An 18913-nucleotide genomic window follows, 5' to 3' on the forward strand; every position below is an offset into this window, starting at 1 on the left:
CCAATATGGAGAAAAAAGTAATTACTGATATGTACGAGGTCGAAAAAAATCTGGAATGTGTTGAGTTAAGAGAAAATGGATGCATTGTTGTTCCGAATACACTAGAAGAACTCCGGATTGGCTGCTTGATCAACAAAAAAGAGTATCCGGGACATTGTGATTTTGATATTTTAGTTACCGGGGCAGATGGCAGAGATGGAGCCTATGGTTCAGGAGAGGACGGAACCATAGGCGAAGCCGGAGGAAATGTCAAAATAATGGTATCTGATCTGGTGGGAGATATTCATATCAAAGCTTCCGGCGGCAATGGCGGCAGAGGCGGAAAAGGAATAGAAGGAGCAGACGGAGGCAGAGGCGGCAATGGCGGTGATGGCGGTGACGGAGCCAAAGTGGATTTTACCTATGAAAGAAAAGATCCGGAATCAACAAGCTATGCATATGTTTATTCATTTCGAGGCGGGAGCGGAGGAAAAGGAGGCAGCGGCGGAACAAGCACAGGCGGATATGGAATCGGCGGAGAGTGTGGACAAAAAGGGACTGCCGGCGGGAAGTTTGGAGACGGAGGCAACGGCGGTTTACAAGGAAAAGATGCTGTAGTCACGATTCATCATCCGGATGGGGGATGTACGATAAATGATGAGGAGGTTTACGAAGAATCCCAGGATAACCTAAGAACAGGCGCTCATACATTGAATTTTGCAGATGATCGGGATTTCAGAATATTCATTCAAAAGCATGGCGGTGAAAAGAAGCTGAAAAAATTTCCGCATATATGGGATGCAGCTCTGAAAACAAGAAAAAAGGCTCAGAGTATAAATGCAAATGAGTGTGATGCCCAAGAGGTAAGGATATATGGAAACATTACACAGGTTGAGCGGGTTGGAGTCAGCGGCGTATCTGACTGTAAAACAAATGAATTGGTAAAAGAAGACGGAAATACGGTATATAATTTTTACCAGATGTATGCAGATGTCAGTTTGTCCTATGCCAACTCGTCTACCAATATTATCCATTATCCAGATGGCCATAATCTTCCGGTACCGGCTGCATATCAGGTTTCAGTTCGAATAAAAGATGAAGATACAAAGGAAGTGATCTATAATAATTCCATATATGGTGAAGGGGACGTTATGCGAACGCTGAACAAGATCAAAACCGATATATTTCCGGCAGAAAAACTCAACGGAAGAAGATTTAAATTGTCTGCGGATGTAACATACGAAAATCACGACGGTTCCATAACTTATGCGGAATTAGCCGGAAATGTGGTCAGCTTCGACAATACAGAGCAGGAATCTTATATTGATAAAATAGAGATTACAAACCCTCATTGGCAGCATAGTAAAAAAGCAGGGGATATTATATTTCTGTATGGCAGGACGCTTAGTTCGTCCCAGGCATATTCCGCTGCGGATTATTATGACGAGGATGGCTATTATTTTAAGAATCAATTTGATAAAGGATTATTGCGTACAATTATTCCAATTACAGGAAAAATTGCCTTTCATAATACAGAAAAGAAAGTTTTGAACGCAGCAATTGATTCTTATCAAGACGGCGAGGGCAAGTATAGTCCTTTTTATCTTGACTACAATATTTCAAGGGGCAGAAGTTGTGTGGCATCGTTTCATAATAATACAAGACTTGAAGACTTAGGCGGAATCTTAAATGAGCAGGGAGATATTGAATTTGATTCTGCTGCAAACAGTGCAAGTTTTGATATGAAATATCCCAATGACTCTAGTATCAGCCCTTATGACTGGGATTGCAATATTTCAGGCGGCTTTCTGGATGACAGTTCCCACAAATGCTATTTGAATGGAGGATTCGTTCTGAATGTTGAGCATGAACCGCGGGTAGGAAGAAAAAATGATAGATATTATATTTCTGTCATCAGCGCCGATGAGGTACCAAAGGGAAGTGAATATTATGTCAGTACAGAAGGAAAGCTGAACGTGTATATTCCGCCAATTGTCATTTACTGGGGATGCTATGCAAAAGAAACGCTTATTCGGACAGGAGAAAGAATTTTAAAACGAGCTGATGAAATTAGGATCGGAGATAAGCTCTGGGTATTTGGAGATAAAAATCTTGTAGTGAAAGATGTATTAAAAGGGATGGATCCAACGATATTTAAAATTATTACAGCCGATGGAAATAATATAAGGGTTTCCGGAGGACATGCAATGAAGGTATTTGATGGAAAAAATTGGAATGGCGAAAGGGCGAGTGCAAGAACATTAAAACCAGGGGATATACTTATGACTCCTTATGGAACTACAGAAATAACAGAAGTTCATGAAGAACCGTACAAAGATTATGTTTATAACTTTATTTTTGATGATGAAAATTGTGCGCATTATTTAGAAGCAAACGGTTACTGGTCCGGCGATTTTTTTGCGCAGAATGAGGTGCCGAAAGTAAAACCGGATCCAATTAGGGAGGAGGTAAATGCTTTGATTGAGGAAATAAAACAGCTGACAAAAGAACAAATAAAAAAATAAATAACTTCTGTCAGTGAATATGGTCTGCTGCCGGTTTTTAGGGAGTTTGTTGTGAAACAGGAATTTTTTTGTTATACTCAAAACATACGGCATCCTTTTGATTGAAATTTCTGAAACCAATAGAAAAATCATAAATTTCGGAAAAATATTACAATTTTTCGAAAAAATGGTTAAAATAATAATATAGTCTGAAAATAGTTTTCGGATTCAATCAGAAAGGAAGTGAAGTATGTTTCAGCTAGGAGACTACATTGTTTATGGAAACATTGGCGTATGTATGGTAGAAGAAGTAGGAAGGGTAGATCTTCCGGGGGTTTTAAGGGACAGACTGTATTATACCCTGCAGCCCTGTTATGATCAGAGAGGAAAGATTTTTACGCCTGTGGATAATCAGAAAGTAATTATGCGGCCGGTATTGAGCCGGAAGGAGGCGTGGCAGCTTATTGATGAAATGGAAAAAACCAGTTTGCTGGGAATCCAAAATGAGAAAAAACGAGAGGAAGATTACAGAGCTTCTTTTCAGAAATGTGACTGCAGAGAACTTGTAAAGCTGATAAAGACCATCTATTTAAGAGAACAGAAGCGGAAATCTGAGGGCAAAAAAATTACTTCACAGGATGAGCGATACTTTCATATGGCACAGATGAATCTGTATGGAGAGCTGTCTGTTTCCCTTGGCATTGACAGGGAGGAAGTAAAAGAGCTGATTATGGAAAAGGTGCATTGAAACAAAAACAGAGAAATCAAAAAGCAGAGTGCGGCAGAAGTTATTGTAACGCTCTGCTTTTTGACAGGTAATAAAAGTAAATGATACATATGGAAATTTTAGAAGGGAAAGGAATTATGAAAAGAAAATTGTTAGCAGTACTTCTTGCTATGTCAATGGTATTTGTTCCGGCGGCTGTGTCTGCAGAAGAAAATACCCGGACAACAGAAGATAACATCACTGATATGAAAATATCAGACAATGGGATAACGGATATTACCATCTATCATACCAATGATACCCATGGCTACCTAACCGGTGACGGAACGGATGTAGTGGGAATGGCTCTTGTGGGAGGATTAAAAGAGGCAGATCCGGATTCTATTCTTGTAGATGCAGGAGATGCCACCCAGGGACTGCCCATTGCATCTTTGACCCAGGGAAATGATGTGATAGAGCTGATGAATCTTGCTGGTTATGATTTGATGACTGCCGGAAATCATGAATTTGATTTTGGAACAGAGGCTTTTCTGAAAAATGTCCGTCTGGCTGATTTTCCGGTTCTGGCAGCGAACATATATAAAGACGGGGCGCCGCTTTTAAAAGGCGTGCAGGAAGGAAATTCTGGATGCCACACGATTATTGAACGGAATGGAAAAAAGATTGGATTTTTCGGCCTTACAACAGTTCAGACCGCAACAGCTACCAATCCTTCCGGAATTTCAGACCTTGAGTTTTTAGAGGAAACAGAAATTGCAAAGGATGAAATTGATGAACTGGAGGCCGCGGATGTAGATGCCATTGTGGCGGTCTGCCATCTTGGGAATGGCGATGCTCCTTGTACGGCACCGGAACTTGCAGAAAGCCTTACCGGAGCATATGAAGGAAAAGTGGACGCTATCATCGACGGACACAGTCATACTTTGGAAAATGAAACTGTTAACGGGGTACAGATTGTTCAGACCGGTTATGGCATGAGTGCAGTAGGAGAGCTGACGCTGACCTTTACAGGGGAAGAGGTGACTGCTGTTACAGAAAAGCTTTTAAAACCATCTGATCTTAACCAGATCCGGCCAAGCAGCTCCGTGGAAGAAAAATTGCAGCAGATCACAGATTCACAGGCGGATTTACTGCAGGAAAAAGCCGGGGAAGCTCAGACAACATTATGGGCAGGATGGATTGGCGACATTGCCATGACACGGCTGGTAGAAACCAATTATGGAAACTTTGCGGCGGATGCTTTTTTGAATGCCGGTACCGCAATTGTTCAGAGTAATGGAACCGAAGAGGAAAAACAGATGCCGGTAATCGCCGTTGAAAATGGAGGTGGTATCCGGGAAGCAGTAGCCAACGGAACCATTACAAAAGGGGATCTGATTTCTACCTTTCCTTTTTCCAATACACTGTATATGAAAAAAATTACGCCGGCTGTTTTGTATCAGATGATGGAGCAGTCAGGAAGCCTTCTTGCAGGACAGGACCAGAATACCGGAATGCTTCTTCAAAAGCAGATTTCCGGCGGATTTCTGCAGATTGGCGGATTTAAGGTTGTATTTAATCCGGATGGAGAGAATGGAAACAGAGTAGTTTCGGTAACTTTGGACGGACAGAAAAAAGCTTTGGACCGGAATGATACAAAAACTGCTATTCTTCTGGTAAGTAATAATTATATTATGAGCGGCGGAAATGATTATACCATGCTGGCAGATCTTCCCAAATACAGAGAGGCCGGCGGAGAATTAGAGACGATTCAGGAGTATTTAAAGCAGTGTCTGGCACAGGGAATTATGGATCAGTATGCAGGAACCCAGGGCCGGATTTCCTACACAGGAAGTGTGTACCAGCCAAAAGATTATACAGTTTCTGTAAAAATTACAGATGAAGCAGGGGTGCCTCTGGAAAATAAAGAGCTTTCTTACCGGGTAGACGGAGGAAAACGTACAAATGGAACTACAGATGCGCAGGGCCTTTTGAAAATACAGGTATCTGACGGCGGACATGGAATCCGGCTGTCTGATGCACAAAAAGAAATCTATGTAGATAATTATACGGGACTTGGAATTGCAGAGGATGATCTTCGCCAGATACCGGTACTTACATTTCTTTCGGATGGAAGCTGTGATCCGATAGCAGACGAAACCGAAGGGGAGACTGAGAAAAATCCACCGTCAGAGGAACCAAAGATACCCAATGATCAGACAGAAAAAGAGAATAAAAATCCGGAAACGAATATGGAAACCGTATCTGAATCGGAAGCTGTAAAAACCGGTGATGAATCTTTCCTGATTTTCTGGGTAATCGTATCTGGAGCGGGAGCTGCCGGTATTGTTCTTCTGACTGCAAAAGTAAAACAGAAAATTTGATAAGCTGCTGGAAAAAACAAATTTATCGTACAAGAATGGAGTGTTGAAGATGAAGCTATATGAAATATATTTCAGTCCTGCAGGGGGAACAAAAAAAGTATCAGATCTGATCTGTGAGGAATGGAATTTTGAAAAAACAGAGATTGATTTGATGAGAAGAAAACTGCCGGCGGCCGATTTTAATGAGGATGATATCTGCCTGATTGCTGTTCCTTCTTTTGGAGGACGTGTTCCGGAACCTGTGCTGCGGCACCTGTCTGAGATGAATGGAAATCAGGCGGCCGCTGTTTTGACAGTTGTATATGGGAACCGTCATTATGATGATACCCTTCTAGAGCTGAAAGAATGTGCAGACCAGGCGGGATTTCGCTGCGTGGCGGCTATTGCAGCGGTGGCGGAGCATTCGATTATGCATCAGTTTGCGGCAGGAAGACCGGATGCCAAAGATCAGGAACAGCTGAAAACATTTGCGGTTCAGATTGCAGAAATGTGGAATAAAAACCCGAAGGAACGGACAGAAGCAGAAGTTCCCGGAAACAAACCTTTGAAAGAATATACAGGAGTTCCCTTTAAACCAAAAGCCGGCAGAAACTGTGACCGGTGCGGTGCCTGCGCGGAGGCCTGCCCTGTGGGAGCTATTCCAAGAGAGAATCCGGATACAGTAAATGCAGAACACTGTATTTCCTGTATGCACTGTATTTCTGTCTGTCCCAAGCAGGCAAGAAAAATTGATAAAAAACTGGTATGGCTGGCTTCTCAGAAGATGAAAAAAGCCTGCAGTGAACGGAAAGAAAATGAATTATTTCTAAATTAGGAAATAAAAGTGACGGAGTGTATGTTATGGAACCGGAAGAGATTCTTGGACAACTTACCCTGGAGGAAAAGGCTGCGCTGTTAAGCGGGAAAACCATGTGGCAGACAAGAGATATAAAGAGACTGGACATTCCTTCTGTGTTCTGTGCAGACGGACCCCACGGTTTGAGGCGTCAGGGAAAGCAGGGGGATTATCTTGGAATTAGAACCTCGCTTCCGGCCACCTGTTTTCCAACGGCATCTGCAGTGGCCAACAGCTGGGATGAGACTTTGGCAGAGGAAATCGGAACCGCTCTGGGAGAAGAGGCTGTTTTACAGGATGTGCAGATCTTACTTGGCCCGGGACTGAATATTAAACGGAATCCTCTGTGCGGCAGAAACTTTGAATATTTTTCAGAAGATCCCTGCCTGTCGGGGAAAATGGCGGCGGCTTATGTAAGAGGCATCCAAAAAAAAGGCGTTTATGCCTGTATAAAGCATTTCGCGGTAAATAATCAGGAGTGCAGGCGGATGTCTGTAAATGCGGTGGTTGATGAGCGCACACTTCGGGAAATATATCTTACCGGCTTTGAGATTGCGGTAAAAGAAGGAAAAGCCAAAGCCGTGATGACAAGCTATAACCGGGTGAATGGAGCATATGCCAATGAAAATGAGCATCTTTTAAGGGAGATTCTCAGGAAAGAATGGGGATTTTCCGGGATCGTAATTACAGACTGGGGAGGCTCTAATGATCATGTAAAAGGAACAAAAGCCGGTTCGAATCTGGAGATGCCGGCATCCGGGCTTTCTTCTGCAAAAGAACTGGTGGAAGCTGTGGAAAACGGCAGTTTGAAAGAAGAAGTACTAGACCAGAGAGTGCTGGAGCTTTTGCGGGCAGTGCTGGATTTAAAAAGTAAAAAGCAAAAGACCGGTGATTTATATTCACAAAAGGCACATCACAGGCTTGCCCGAAAAGCAGCGGCCCAAAGCTGCGTTTTGTTAAAAAATGAGAATCATCTTCTGCCGCTGAAAATTGGATGCAAGGCAGCTGTGATCGGCGACTTTGCATTTTCACCAAGATATCAGGGAGCGGGATCCTCACTGGTGCGTCCGGTTTTATTGGATACACCAAAGGATGAGCTTTTTTTATCCGGTCTTAAAACAGCTTGGGCACATGGATATCTCCGGAATGGGAAAAGCAGCCGGAAACTGGAACAGGAAGCTTTAAAGGCAGCGGCAGGTGCAGATGTTGTTTTATATTTTTTTGGCCTGACAGAAGCAAGTGAGTCCGAAGCCCTTGACCGGAGCCATATGAGAGTTCCTCAAAATCAGATTGACCTGCTGTATAAACTGTCAGAAGTCAATTCACATATTGTAGGAATTTTAAGCGGCGGCTCTGCGGTGGAGGCGCCCTGGGAATCCTGCTGTGAAGCCATCCTGTATGGAGGTCTTTTAGGAGAAGCCGGAGGAGGAGCTGTGGCCGATCTGATAACCGGGCGGGTAAATCCTTCCGGAAAACTCAGTGAAACCTATCCTGTTTGTTACAAAGACTGTCCCTCATACAGCTATTTTCCCGGAACGGGAAAAAATTCCGAATACAGAGAAGGCATTTATACGGGATACCGATACTATGAAACTGCCGGGATTCCTGTACGTTACCCTTTTGGGTTCGGACTGTCTTATACGGATTTTGCTTATTCAGATCTTTCTTTGTCCCAAGAGGGGGCAACCTTTTGTTTAAAGAATGCTGGCTGCTTTGACGGCGCAGAAACAGCCCAGCTGTACATAGGAAGGAAGGATAGTCAGATCTTTCGCCCTGCAAAAGAATTAAAAGGGTTTCAGAAAGTGTTTCTGAAAGCCGGAGAAACAAAACAAATTACACTTTTCTTTGATGATAAGACCTTTCGGTATTGGAATGTTAAAACAAATAGCTGGGAGGTGGAAGGCGGCAGGTATCAGATTATGATCGGTTCAGATGTTTTGGATATCCGGCTGATGGCAGAGCTTGAAGTAAAAGGGACAACAAAGCTGTTCCCATATCAGAGAGAGGAGATGGAAAATTATTATAAAGGGGCAGCTGCCCAGATTTCAAAGGAAGAGTTCGAATGTCTCCTTGGATATCCCGTCCCGGACGGCGTCTGGCAGGAACCGCTTGAACGAAATGATACCGTCAGTCAGATGATTTATGCCAGAAACCGGGGAGCCAGATTTGTGTGCCGCTGTCTTATACGGCTTATAAACAGAAGACAGCGCCTAGGTAAACCAGGTCTGAATATTTTGTTTATCTATAACATGACTTTTCGCAGCATGGCGAAACTGACAGGAGGTTTCATCAATATGGAAATGGCAGAAGGACTGGTACAGATTGTAAACGGACAGGTTTTGAAAGGTATCAGAAATGTTGTCAGCGCATTTTTAAGGAAACAAAAAACAGAAAAACAATACAGAAAAATTCTGGAAAAGGGGCAGGGCCGGTGAGAAAAAAATCAGGTTTTTTCCTTTATTACTCCTTGCGGAGATTCCCATTTGGTGTATAATATCACAAGGAGGATGAATCATGCCTGTAAAGAGAACGGGAAAGCTTCATCTTAGATATTATTTTTGAATTCAGAAGACTTTACAAACAGGAGGAAATACGATGTCTCAAAGAAAAGATATCCATAAAGTACTGATAATCGGTTCCGGTCCTATCATCATTGGTCAGGCGTGTGAATTTGATTATTCAGGAACCCAGGCCTGCAAGGCCCTCAGAAGTTTGGGGTATGAAATCGTACTTGTAAACTCAAATCCTGCAACTATTATGACAGATCCGGAAACAGCAGATGTAACTTACATTGAGCCGTTGAATGTAGAGCGAATTGAGCAGATTATTGCAAAAGAGAGACCAGATGCATTGTTGCCAAATCTTGGAGGACAGTCCGGTCTTAATTTATGTTCAGAGCTTTCACAGGCAGGGATTCTGGACAAATATAATGTTCAGGTTATTGGAGTTCAGGTGGATGCTATTGAACGTGGCGAGGACCGGATTGAGTTTAAGAAAACCATGGACAGTCTTGGCATTGAGATGGCAAGGAGCGAAGTGGCTTATTCTGTGGAAGAAGCTTTAGAGATTGCAGACCGGCTTGGATATCCGGTTGTACTTCGTCCTGCATATACAATGGGAGGCGCCGGCGGCGGTCTTGTTTATAATGTAGAAGAGTTAAAGACCGTATGCGCCAGAGGGCTTCAGGCAAGTCTTGTGGGACAGGTTCTGGTAGAAGAATCCATCCTTGGCTGGGAAGAGCTGGAGCTGGAAGTTGTCCGGGATGCCAATAACAATATGATTACGGTCTGCTTTATTGAAAATATTGATCCTTTAGGCGTGCATACCGGGGATTCTTTCTGTTCTGCGCCAATGCTTACCATTTCAGAGGAAGTGCAGAAGCGTCTTCAGGAAAAATCTTATAAGATTGTGGAATCCATTCAGGTTATTGGAGGAACAAATGTGCAGTGGGCCCATGATCCGAAAACAGACAGGGACATTGTTATTGAAATTAATCCAAGAACCTCCCGTTCTTCTGCACTTGCATCCAAAGCAACCGGTTTTCCTATCGCTTTGGTTTCCGCCATGCTTGCAACCGGGCTGACTCTTGAAGATATTCCATGTGGAAAATACGGTACCCTTGATAAATATGTTCCAGACGGAGATTATGTGGTAATCAAGTTCGCCCGCTGGGCATTTGAAAAGTTCAAGGGCGTAGAGGATAAGCTGGGAACCCAGATGCGTGCGGTAGGCGAAGTTATGAGTATCGGGAAAACCTACAAAGAAGCGTTTCAGAAGGCAATCCGAAGCCTGGAGACTGGACGCTATGGTCTGGGACATGCTAAGGATTTTGATAAAAAATCAAAGGAAGAGCTTTTAAAGATGCTGATCCAGGCATCCAGCGAACGTCATTTCATTATGTATGAAGCCTTAAGAAAAGGCGCTTCCGTGGATGAAATCCATGAAATCACAAAAGTAAAACATTATTTTATTGAGCAGATGAAAGAACTGGTGGAGGAAGAGGAAGCCCTGCTTGCAAAGAAAGGCCATCTGCCTTCTGATGAAGCCCTGATTTCGGCAAAGAAAAACGGATTTTCTGATAAATATTTGAGTCAAATTCTGGATGTAACAGAAGATGAAGTGCGCCAAAAACGAATTGCCCTTGGTGTGGAAGAAGCCTGGGAGGGTGTTCATGTAAGCGGTACAAAAGACAGCGCTTACTATTATTCAACCTATAATGCAGAGGATAAAAATCCAATCGCCAGTGACAAACCAAAGATTATGATTCTCGGTGGAGGTCCTAACCGGATTGGACAGGGAATCGAGTTTGATTACTGCTGTGTACATGCATCTTTGGCCTTAAAGAAACTGGGATTTGAGACCATTATTGTAAACTGCAATCCGGAGACTGTTTCAACCGATTACGATACATCAGATAAACTCTATTTTGAGCCGCTGACACTGGAAGATGTGTTAAGCATTTATAAAAAAGAAAAACCCGTTGGGGTTATTGCGCAGTTCGGCGGCCAGACACCGTTAAATCTGGCTTCTGATCTGGAGAAAAACGGAGTAAAAATCCTTGGAACTGCTCCATCTGTGATTGATCTGGCGGAAGACCGCGATCTGTTCCGGGAAATGATGGATAAGCTTGAAATCCCCATGCCAGAGTCCGGTATGGCAGTCAATGTAGAAGAAGCATTAAAAATTGCAGATGAGATTGGGTATCCTGTTATGGTTCGTCCTTCTTATGTTCTTGGCGGTCGGGGAATGGAAGTGGTATATGATGCGGACAGCATGGCCGGTTATATGGAAGCTGCGGTAGGAGTAACTCCTGACAGACCAATTTTAATTGACCGGTTCCTGGGACATGCTACAGAATGTGAGGCGGATGCCATCAGCGACGGAACCCATGCATTTGTTCCCGCTGTTATGGAACACATTGAGCTTGCAGGGGTTCATTCCGGAGATTCCGCATGTATTGTGCCTTCAAAATATATTTCAGAAGAAAATGTGAAAACAATCAAGGAATACACCAGAAAGATTGCGGAGGAAATGCATGTAAAAGGCCTGATGAATATGCAGTATGCCATTGAAAACGGAAAAGTGTATGTTCTGGAAGCAAATCCAAGGGCATCCCGTACGGTACCGCTGGTATCAAAAGTATGCAATATCCGCATGGTGCCTCTGGCAATTGATATTGTAACATCGGAACTGACAGGCAGACCATCACCGGTTCCCGGATTAAAAGAACAGCAGATTCCATATTATGGAGTAAAAGAATCTGTATTTCCCTTTAACATGTTCCAGGAAGTTGATCCGGTACTGGGACCTGAAATGCGCTCTACAGGAGAGGTTCTGGGCCTTTCACGGTATTATGGAGAAGCGTTCTATAAAGCTCAGGAAGCCACCCAGACAAAGCTGCCCCTGGAAGGAACCGTGCTTATTTCTGTAAATGACAAGGATAAACCGGAAGTTGTAGATCTGGCTAGAGATTTTGCAGATGCAGGATTCAAGATTATTGCCTCTAGACACACCTGTGATTTGATTCGTGAAGCTGGAATTGAGGCTGAGATGGTTAATAAGCTTCAGGAGGGAAGACCCAATATGCTGGATCTGATTACAAACGGTCAAATTGATTTAATTATCAATACTCCGGTTGGTCAGGAACGGAAAGCAGATGACAGTTATTTAAGAAAAGCTGCAATCAAAAAGAAGGTCGCCTATATGACAACAATGGCTGCGGCGAAAGCTACTATCAGCGGAATCAGGTCTTTGAAAAAGCATGGAATCAGTGAATTAAAATCTCTGCAGGAATATCATGCAGAGATCACAGACAAATAGGATACGAAAAGAGTAAGAGGTGCTGTATTGTCATGTTTCATATAAAGCACCTGGCAGCCGTCTGAATCAAGATAACAAATCATTAAAAAACAGGGAAATCTGACAGATTATGAATAATCGTCGGATTTCCCTGTTTTAGCTGTAAACATAACTGAAAAACAAAAACAGATTGGAGCTGCGATTATGGAAAATAAGAGGAACAAAAAAATTCTACAGGAGCATCTGATTTATGAAATCCTTTCTGTAGTAGAAGAAATTCCGGAGGGGAATGTGGCTACCTACGGACAGATTGCCCGTCTGATTGGAAGAGATAAAAATGCGAGACTTGTAGGGAAAGTTCTTAGTATGGCAGAATATTACGGAACCTATCCCTGTCACAGAGTTGTAAATCATGCGGGAAGACTGGTTCCCGGATGGATAGAACAAAGAGATCTGCTCCTTTTGGAGGATGTGCCTTTTAAAAATTGTACGCACGTGGATTTAAAGCGCTGTCAATGGGACTGCTGATACCAGAACATTATTTATACCACTGGTATAGAGAGATATAAATAGAAATCATGATACACAGAATCTTTTGCTGTCTTTAGGAAGTATTAAGAATTTATACAGGAGTTTGGAAAGAAAGCTGTTCTACAATAAAAGCATAATAAAAACGGAAAAATGGATGGAAAGAATTGTAGAGGAGCTGTAAAAATGCAAAGAAGAAAAAGAAGAAAGAAAATCCTTCTTTGTCTAGGTATCATATTATGCGTTTATGCATATTTGTGTTTTATATTTGTCCCGAAAGATTTATCGGATAAAGGAGGAAGCAAGTATTATGAGTCAAAAGGATTTTTATCTGAACCGGTAGAAAAAGCCTTTGATGTAATTGCATTTGGACATTCCGGTGTATATTCCGGCTTTTCTCCTGTAGCGCTGTTTCAGGAATTTGGAATTACATCTTACGCTTCAGGCGCCTGTCTGCAGCCAATAGATAAAATTAATAAATTGCTAGAAGAGGCGGTGAAGTATCAGAAACCAAAGATTGTCTTTTTAGATGTGGACTGTTTGTATATCCGCAAAAGGATGCTAAACTGTTATCAGACACTTTTAGCGCCCTTTGTTTATCATTACCGATGGAATACATTAAAATTCAGAGATTTTTATCAATTGCCCAGAATGAGAAGCGAGGATATTTCCAAAGGTTTTTTCCTCAGCAAAAAAGTTTCCGGTTACCATCCGGGGGACTATATGGGGGACAGTACACAAAAGCCCAAAAGCCCCGGAAGTGAAGCTTTGGAACAATTGGATCGTTTTGTGAAAATCTGCCGGGAAAATCAGATAGAGGTAGTATTTATAGAATTTGCAAATGCAACTACCTGGACTTATGCAAAACACAATTTTATCCAGGAATATGCAGATAAAAATAATATTGATTTTCTGGATATGAATGTATCTTCCCCGGATTATCAGGTGGATTTTGCAAATGATTTCAGGGATAATGGAAATCATTATAATGTATACGGTGCACAGCGTGCCATGAAATATCTGGGAAAGTATCTGATACATACCTATGGGAATATACTGACAGATAAACGTACGGATCCCAGATTTTCATACTGGGATAAAGCTGTGGATGCCTATGTAAGTGATCTTGGATAACTAGACTGCAGTTTCTAAAATTTCTTTGTCTTATGAGAAGAATACCATGGCTAGTGTTCCGAAAATAATAAGAATCAGTCCCAAAACGGATTTTTTGGAAATTTTTTCTTTTAGAATTAGAACGGAAAACAGAACAGATACAAGAATACTCAGTTTATCAACAGGGACTACGATACTGACAATTCCTGATTGTATTGCACTGTAATAGCAGATCCAGGAAGCGCCAGTGGCAATGCCGGAGAGTATTATAAAAACCAGCTCTTTTTGTGAGATATTTTTTATTCCAGACTGTTTTCCACGGGCAAATACAATCAGCCATGCCATAATCAAAACAACTGCTGTGCGTATGGCAGTGCCAAGATTGGACTCTACATTTTCAATTCCAATTTTCGCAAGAATAGAGGTCAGAGCCGCAAAAACAGCTGACAGTAAAGCATATATAAGCCAGTTTCCGGAAGACTTTTTCAGATTTGTTTTTGTGTAATCAATCATAAGAAAGGTACCTGAGCCAATAAACAGCATACCAGCTGCTTTTACCAGAAGGCGGCTGGTTTCCCCTAAGATCACTATGGCAAACAGCATAGACAGAATTGTGCTGCTTTTATCTATAGGAACAACTTTATTAACATCACCGGTGGATAAAGCTTTAAAATAACAAAGCCAGGAAGCACCGGTGGCAATACCGGAAATAATGAGAAACAGCAGTGAATGCCAGCTGATTTGACTGATTGTTTTAAAGGAACCTGCGATAGAGACCATCAGCAGAGAAAATAAAAAAACAATAATTGTTCGAAGAGCCGTGGCCAGGTCAGAGTCTGTCCTTTTTATTCCGCATTTTGCAAGAATAGAAGTAATACCTGCAAAGACAGCGGAGCCGCAGGCAAGTATTATCCACATAAATGTATACCTCCTGATCAATGTTAAAACTGATCAAATCTTGTTTGACGGTTTGATCAGTTTTATTATAACATATATGAAGAGAAGATGAAGGCCAAAGATAACATGCCCATTTGATACTATCAGTTCAGCAGCACAATACCAATATTGAGATAGCATGCAAATAACAGCCAGAGAAGATACGGAATCTGCAGGATACCGGAGCATTTGGAAATCTGCATGAATTTCCAAATCATAACGATAACAAGAATCAGCAGGAGAATGAGCCATAGAAGTGCGCCAAAGTAGCAGGAAAAATTAAAAAATAAGATTGGCCAGAAAAAGTTTATGATCAGCTGGATTCCATATAATAAAAGAGCCTTTAGATTTTTAGGATCTGCAGATTCATAAACCAGCCATGCGGAAATTCCCATTAGTATATAAAGAATTGTCCAGACAATCGGAAACAAAATTCCGGGAGGAGAAAGGGGAGGCTGATTCAGTGACTGGTAATGGGTCATATCATTGCGGGTAATAAATCCTGACAGTGCGCCTACAGCCAGTGTAATGGCAATGCTGATAATAAGTGATTTAAATTTAAAATGCATAAGTATGCTCCTTTTTTCAAAATATAAAATCTGTTTATTTCCTAGTTTATGTAATTTGAAAAAGGTTATGCATAACCAGGAAGAATACGAAATAACAGGTTTTTTTATTCTTAGAAAAGTGATAGTTTTTTGGTATTAGGGGTATGGCAGTTTCTATTCGAACATAAAATGTATGGTTAAGAGAGAATCAGGAGATTAAATATGGAAATTACATATACATGCAAACGGCAGTTTTCTCAGAAACAGCTGGAAGAATTGTTTTTAGCAGTCCACTGGGACTCAGGGAAGTATCCCACGCGTCTTTATAAAGCACTGCAGAATTACGAAACTGTGATCACTGCCTGGGAAGGCCAAAATCTGGCAGGACTTTTGGGAGCCATCGGTGATGGCGGGATGACAGCTTACATTCACTATGTGCTGGTTCACCCCGTATACCAGGGAAAAGGAATTGGCAAAAAGCTTGTTGGGCTGGCGAAAGAACGATATAAAGATAATCTGTGTGTAGTTTTAATCGCAGAGCACAGTGGTTTAATTGATTTTTATGAAAAAGAAGACTTTGTACACAGTCAGGATTCAGCAGCTATGTATATTAAAAAGATGTAATGAAAATCTAAAATAACCCGTTTTCATGAACCGGTTTGACTGCGCCGATATTGTGCTCCACACAGTCCCAGTGTTCCGCCAGTTTACCGTCCTCTATCCGGTAAAGGTCAAATACTTTATTTTCCATGCCATTTTCCAGCATAGTGCATTTGAAAAAAACACAGATCAGATCATCCTGCTCAATGATCTGCATAATTTCCATTTTGGGCTTCATGGCAAGAAATTTTTCGCAGAACTTTAAGAATCCTGCTTTCCCGGTGGGGGCTGTTGGATTATGCTGAATATAATCCTCTTTCATATATTGATCCAGATTAGAAAGATTGCGGTTGTTAAATACTTCCTCATAAAATTTTAAAATCAGTTCTCTGTTTGTCATATCGTTATCTCCATTTCTTAGTTTGTTTTGCAGATATTAGAACTATCAAATAAACGTCTGCGCTGCAGCTGTTTTCTGTTAATCCAATTCATCAAAGTCGTCCGTTTTTTGTATCTGGGCTTCCGAAGATATAGAATCGGAAGAAGCGGATTCTGGCATTTCAGATTCTGGAATAGCAGATGCAGAATTTTTTCTGCCGAAAATACTTTTTTTCTTTCTCGGATTTTTCTGCTGGAAAAACCAGCGGGCTGCAAACAAAATAAAAACAGCAATAACTCCGATTAATGTCTGCATACTGTCTAAATGTTCTACCACCATCTGACGGGAAATTGCCACCAGCAGTACTTCGATCACAGAATCAGCAGAATGCTCACAGAGCATTTTTATAAACTCAACGCCCACAACAAGAGCCAGAGTCTTTCCAAGAAAGTCGGAAAAGAAGTCCGCGTGCATGTCAAAAACGTGTATCTGTGTCAGATCATAGAAAAGCTGGATGATAGACAAAACAACAATTGCTATAATTGCAGCGGCCAGGATCAATTCAATAGCCCGTCCAATGCTTTCCAGATATTTGATAAAATGTTTATGTGTATTTTTCATTTTGGGATATTCTCCTTTTTGTGTATTCAATGTGCCGTCTGTGTCTGCGGCATACAAAACCTAGGCAAAGTATAGCATAGAATCCGGGTTGTGAAAAGCAGAGGGGAAAGGAAACTGAAAGAAACCTTGAATGAAATAAGTGGAAGAGGGTCTAGTGCCGGAAACGGGTTGTAAAAAACAGGAATACCGGATATAATCTTTCGTAAGATAAATTGCATTATTTGTGCATACCGGATGGAGGATGTTATGCTTGCTATTCAGAATTACTGCCTGGCAGAAAGTCTAAAACAGGCTTATGAATTAAATCAGAAAAAGAAAAATAAAATACTAGGGGGAGGAGTCTGGCTGAAATGCTGTGATTTTCCTATACAGACGGCAATTGATCTGTCAGCACTTGGGTTTGATCAGATTACTGAGACCAAAGAGGAGTTTGAAATTGGATGCATGGTATCTTTGCGCCAGCTGGAACTGCACCAGGGGCTTTCAAGACTTTGCAGCGGAGCAGTAAAAGAAGCTCTGCGGCATATTGTGGGAACTCAGTTTCGCAACTGTGCCACTGTGGGAGGAAGTATTGCCGGAAGATTTGGCTTTTCGGATGTGATAACACTGTTTCTTGCCCTTGACGCGGAGGTGGAATTGTATCCTACGGGCAGAATGCCTCTTTCTGAATTTGTACATATGCAGCCGGATGAACGGATTTTGACGAAGATTTTTGTTAGTAAAAATCTTATTTGTGCGGCATATCTTTCAGAACGCAATACCGATACAGATCTTCCTCTTATTACCTGCGGCGTAGCTTTGTGGGAGAAGGCGCTGACTGTCAGTATTGGCGCCCGTCCGGCAAAGGCATCAGTGGTGAAGATAACAGATGTGGACGCCGCCTGTCTTTCTAACAGAGAGTGGCTTTATCTTACCATTCAAAATGTAGTTGAAAATCTGAGTTTTGGCAGTAACCGGCGTGCTTCGAAAGAGTATAGAAAACATGTGGCAAAGGTACTGTTTTTGCGGTGCTGTGAAAAGATCAGAAAGGAAGTGTAGGATGCGTCTGCATGTATGGATAAATAACAAGGAATATACAGATGAAATAGCGCCGGATCAGCCGCTGCTGGAATATCTCCGCTCCAAAGGCTGCTACAGCGTAAAAAGAGGCTGTGAAACATCAAACTGTGGACTGTGTACGGTATGGGTGGATGAAACGCCGGTATTGTCCTGCAGTGTTCTGGCTGTAAGAGTCCAGGATAAAAAAATTGTGACCCTGGAGGGACTTAAGAAGGAAGCGGAGGAGTTTGCACACTTTATGGCTGCACAGGGAGCAGACCAGTGCGGATACTGTAATCCAGGATTCGTTATGAATGTCCTTGCTATGGAACGGGAATTGAAGCAGCCAGGTGAAGAAGAGATCAAAGAATATCTGTCAGGAAACCTCTGCCGATGTACCGGGTATGTCAGTCATTTAAGGGCAGTAAAAGCTTATCTGAACAGAAAAAACATAATATAATTGAACGCAGGAAAAGGGCCGCCAATATTTTGGCGGCTTTTATATTAGATGTGAGATGATTCCCGCCTCTATAATAGAATATTGTCAGCAAAGCTGACCCGAATCGCGCACCAAGTTTCGCGAAAGCGAAACTTGAATAGACAGGAAATTGTATCTGAATCCTGAATAGGAATCAAATTTCATACATATAATTTTTCTATGAAGAAATCAAAATCCAAGGAATGGAAAAAACAAATGGTCCACAGACTGGAGCTTCCCAAAGACCTGATGTTTGGGGCTGTATTAGTCCATATTACAGGGCAGAGTGAGATTGAAATAGAAAATTATCGTGGAATTTTACTTTATGGGGAGGACCGGATCCGTCTGTCAATCAAAGGTGGTCAGATGGAAGTTACCGGCCGGTCGTTAAAGATCGATTATTATACCAATGATAATATGAAAATTACCGGGTATATCCAGCAAGTAAGTTATATTATGTAAGGA

16 protein-coding genes are annotated in these 18913 nt (G+C 41.9%); 12 read left to right on the forward strand and 4 right to left on the reverse strand.

Annotated features, from left to right (window positions below):
- Positions 1-5 precede the first annotated feature (5 nt).
- The 8 genes from OCV88_RS02420 to OCV88_RS02455 all read left to right on the forward strand — a co-directional run bounded on the left by OCV88_RS02420 (position 6) and on the right by OCV88_RS02455 (position 13869).
- On the forward strand, positions 6-2504 hold the full coding sequence (locus tag OCV88_RS02420) for a Hint domain-containing protein (RefSeq protein ID WP_262590604.1): 2499 nt from the start codon (positions 6-8) through the stop codon (positions 2502-2504).
- A 229-nt stretch (positions 2505-2733) separates the two neighbouring features.
- Positions 2734-3231 (forward strand): CarD family transcriptional regulator, encoded by a 498-nt coding sequence (locus OCV88_RS02425; RefSeq protein ID WP_158424038.1) that lies wholly within the window; start codon positions 2734-2736, stop codon positions 3229-3231.
- 116 nt (positions 3232-3347) lie between these two features.
- Positions 3348-5573 (forward strand): bifunctional metallophosphatase/5'-nucleotidase, encoded by a 2226-nt coding sequence (locus OCV88_RS02430; RefSeq protein WP_262590605.1) that lies wholly within the window; start codon positions 3348-3350, stop codon positions 5571-5573.
- Positions 5574-5622: 49 nt separating this feature from the next.
- Positions 5623-6387 (forward strand): EFR1 family ferrodoxin, encoded by a 765-nt coding sequence (locus tag OCV88_RS02435; protein WP_158424039.1) that lies wholly within the window; start codon positions 5623-5625, stop codon positions 6385-6387.
- Between the two features lie 26 nt (positions 6388-6413).
- On the forward strand, positions 6414-8843 hold the full coding sequence (locus OCV88_RS02440; protein ID WP_158424040.1) for a glycoside hydrolase family 3 C-terminal domain-containing protein: 2430 nt from the start codon (positions 6414-6416) through the stop codon (positions 8841-8843).
- Between the two features lie 160 nt (positions 8844-9003).
- Positions 9004-12228 (forward strand): carbamoyl-phosphate synthase large subunit, encoded by a 3225-nt coding sequence (carB, locus tag OCV88_RS02445; RefSeq protein WP_158424041.1) that lies wholly within the window; start codon positions 9004-9006, stop codon positions 12226-12228.
- Positions 12229-12411: 183 nt separating this feature from the next.
- Positions 12412-12735, forward strand: a complete 324-nt coding sequence (locus OCV88_RS02450; RefSeq protein ID WP_158424042.1) for an MGMT family protein — start codon at positions 12412-12414, stop codon at positions 12733-12735.
- A 186-nt stretch (positions 12736-12921) separates the two neighbouring features.
- On the forward strand, positions 12922-13869 hold the full coding sequence (locus tag OCV88_RS02455; RefSeq protein WP_158424043.1) for a hypothetical protein: 948 nt from the start codon (positions 12922-12924) through the stop codon (positions 13867-13869).
- A 30-nt stretch (positions 13870-13899) separates the two neighbouring features.
- Here the strand turns inward: OCV88_RS02455 and OCV88_RS02460 are convergent, their stop codons facing one another.
- Together OCV88_RS02460 and OCV88_RS02465 are read right to left on the reverse strand one after the other, a co-directional pair.
- Positions 13900-14766 carry an EamA family transporter gene (locus tag OCV88_RS02460; RefSeq protein ID WP_158424044.1) on the reverse strand — a complete coding sequence of 289 codons (867 nt, stop codon included), beginning with the start codon at positions 14764-14766 and terminating at the stop codon, positions 13900-13902.
- Positions 14767-14888: 122 nt separating this feature from the next.
- Positions 14889-15353, reverse strand: a complete 465-nt coding sequence (locus tag OCV88_RS02465; RefSeq protein ID WP_158424045.1) for a TspO/MBR family protein — start codon at positions 15351-15353, stop codon at positions 14889-14891.
- Positions 15354-15554: 201 nt separating this feature from the next.
- Here OCV88_RS02465 and OCV88_RS02470 point away from each other — a divergent pair, with 201 nt between their 5' ends.
- Positions 15555-15956, forward strand: coding sequence for a GNAT family N-acetyltransferase (locus tag OCV88_RS02470; RefSeq protein WP_158424047.1), 402 nt, complete (start codon positions 15555-15557; stop codon positions 15954-15956).
- 7 nt (positions 15957-15963) lie between these two features.
- Here OCV88_RS02470 and OCV88_RS02475 read toward each other — a convergent pair whose 3' ends face one another.
- Both OCV88_RS02475 and OCV88_RS02480 read right to left on the reverse strand, forming a co-directional pair.
- Positions 15964-16332 carry a nuclear transport factor 2 family protein gene (locus OCV88_RS02475; protein ID WP_158424048.1) on the reverse strand — a complete coding sequence of 123 codons (369 nt, stop codon included), beginning with the start codon at positions 16330-16332 and terminating at the stop codon, positions 15964-15966.
- A gap of 78 nt (positions 16333-16410) precedes the next feature.
- Positions 16411-16932 carry a phosphate-starvation-inducible PsiE family protein gene (locus tag OCV88_RS02480; protein ID WP_158424049.1) on the reverse strand — a complete coding sequence of 174 codons (522 nt, stop codon included), beginning with the start codon at positions 16930-16932 and terminating at the stop codon, positions 16411-16413.
- 246 nt (positions 16933-17178) lie between these two features.
- Between OCV88_RS02480 and OCV88_RS02485 the strand changes: the two genes are divergently transcribed.
- The 3 genes from OCV88_RS02485 to OCV88_RS02495 all read left to right on the forward strand — a co-directional run bounded on the left by OCV88_RS02485 (position 17179) and on the right by OCV88_RS02495 (position 18910).
- Positions 17179-17970, forward strand: coding sequence for an FAD binding domain-containing protein (locus tag OCV88_RS02485; RefSeq protein ID WP_158424051.1), 792 nt, complete (start codon positions 17179-17181; stop codon positions 17968-17970).
- A 1-nt stretch (position 17971) separates the two neighbouring features.
- Positions 17972-18430 (forward strand): (2Fe-2S)-binding protein, encoded by a 459-nt coding sequence (locus tag OCV88_RS02490; RefSeq protein WP_158424052.1) that lies wholly within the window; start codon positions 17972-17974, stop codon positions 18428-18430.
- A gap of 234 nt (positions 18431-18664) precedes the next feature.
- Positions 18665-18910 (forward strand): YabP/YqfC family sporulation protein, encoded by a 246-nt coding sequence (locus OCV88_RS02495; protein WP_262590606.1) that lies wholly within the window; start codon positions 18665-18667, stop codon positions 18908-18910.
- Positions 18911-18913: the final 3 nt, after the last annotated feature.

Origin of the sequence: Brotonthovivens ammoniilytica (assembly GCF_025566885.1) — a bacterium.
GTDB classification, from domain to species: domain Bacteria; phylum Bacillota; class Clostridia; order Lachnospirales; family Lachnospiraceae; genus Brotonthovivens; species Brotonthovivens ammoniilytica.

Coding starts and splice junctions, on each gene's coding strand:
- OCV88_RS02465 (WP_158424045.1), bottom strand. CDS start 15,353: ATGCATTTTAAATTTAAATCACTTATTATCAGCATTGCCATTACACTG.
- OCV88_RS02435 (WP_158424039.1), top strand. CDS start 5,623: ATGAAGCTATATGAAATATATTTCAGTCCTGCAGGGGGAACAAAAAAA.
- OCV88_RS02420 (WP_262590604.1), top strand. CDS start 6: ATGGAGAAAAAAGTAATTACTGATATGTACGAGGTCGAAAAAAATCTG.
- carB (WP_158424041.1), top strand. CDS start 9,004: ATGTCTCAAAGAAAAGATATCCATAAAGTACTGATAATCGGTTCCGGT.
- OCV88_RS02495 (WP_262590606.1), top strand. CDS start 18,665: ATGGTCCACAGACTGGAGCTTCCCAAAGACCTGATGTTTGGGGCTGTA.
- OCV88_RS02485 (WP_158424051.1), top strand. CDS start 17,179: ATGCTTGCTATTCAGAATTACTGCCTGGCAGAAAGTCTAAAACAGGCT.
- OCV88_RS02475 (WP_158424048.1), bottom strand. CDS start 16,332: ATGACAAACAGAGAACTGATTTTAAAATTTTATGAGGAAGTATTTAAC.
- OCV88_RS02425 (WP_158424038.1), top strand. CDS start 2,734: ATGTTTCAGCTAGGAGACTACATTGTTTATGGAAACATTGGCGTATGT.
- OCV88_RS02450 (WP_158424042.1), top strand. CDS start 12,412: ATGGAAAATAAGAGGAACAAAAAAATTCTACAGGAGCATCTGATTTAT.
- OCV88_RS02490 (WP_158424052.1), top strand. CDS start 17,972: ATGCGTCTGCATGTATGGATAAATAACAAGGAATATACAGATGAAATA.
- OCV88_RS02460 (WP_158424044.1), bottom strand. CDS start 14,766: ATGTGGATAATACTTGCCTGCGGCTCCGCTGTCTTTGCAGGTATTACT.
- OCV88_RS02470 (WP_158424047.1), top strand. CDS start 15,555: ATGGAAATTACATATACATGCAAACGGCAGTTTTCTCAGAAACAGCTG.
- OCV88_RS02430 (WP_262590605.1), top strand. CDS start 3,348: ATGAAAAGAAAATTGTTAGCAGTACTTCTTGCTATGTCAATGGTATTT.
- OCV88_RS02440 (WP_158424040.1), top strand. CDS start 6,414: ATGGAACCGGAAGAGATTCTTGGACAACTTACCCTGGAGGAAAAGGCT.
- OCV88_RS02480 (WP_158424049.1), bottom strand. CDS start 16,932: ATGAAAAATACACATAAACATTTTATCAAATATCTGGAAAGCATTGGA.
- OCV88_RS02455 (WP_158424043.1), top strand. CDS start 12,922: ATGCAAAGAAGAAAAAGAAGAAAGAAAATCCTTCTTTGTCTAGGTATC.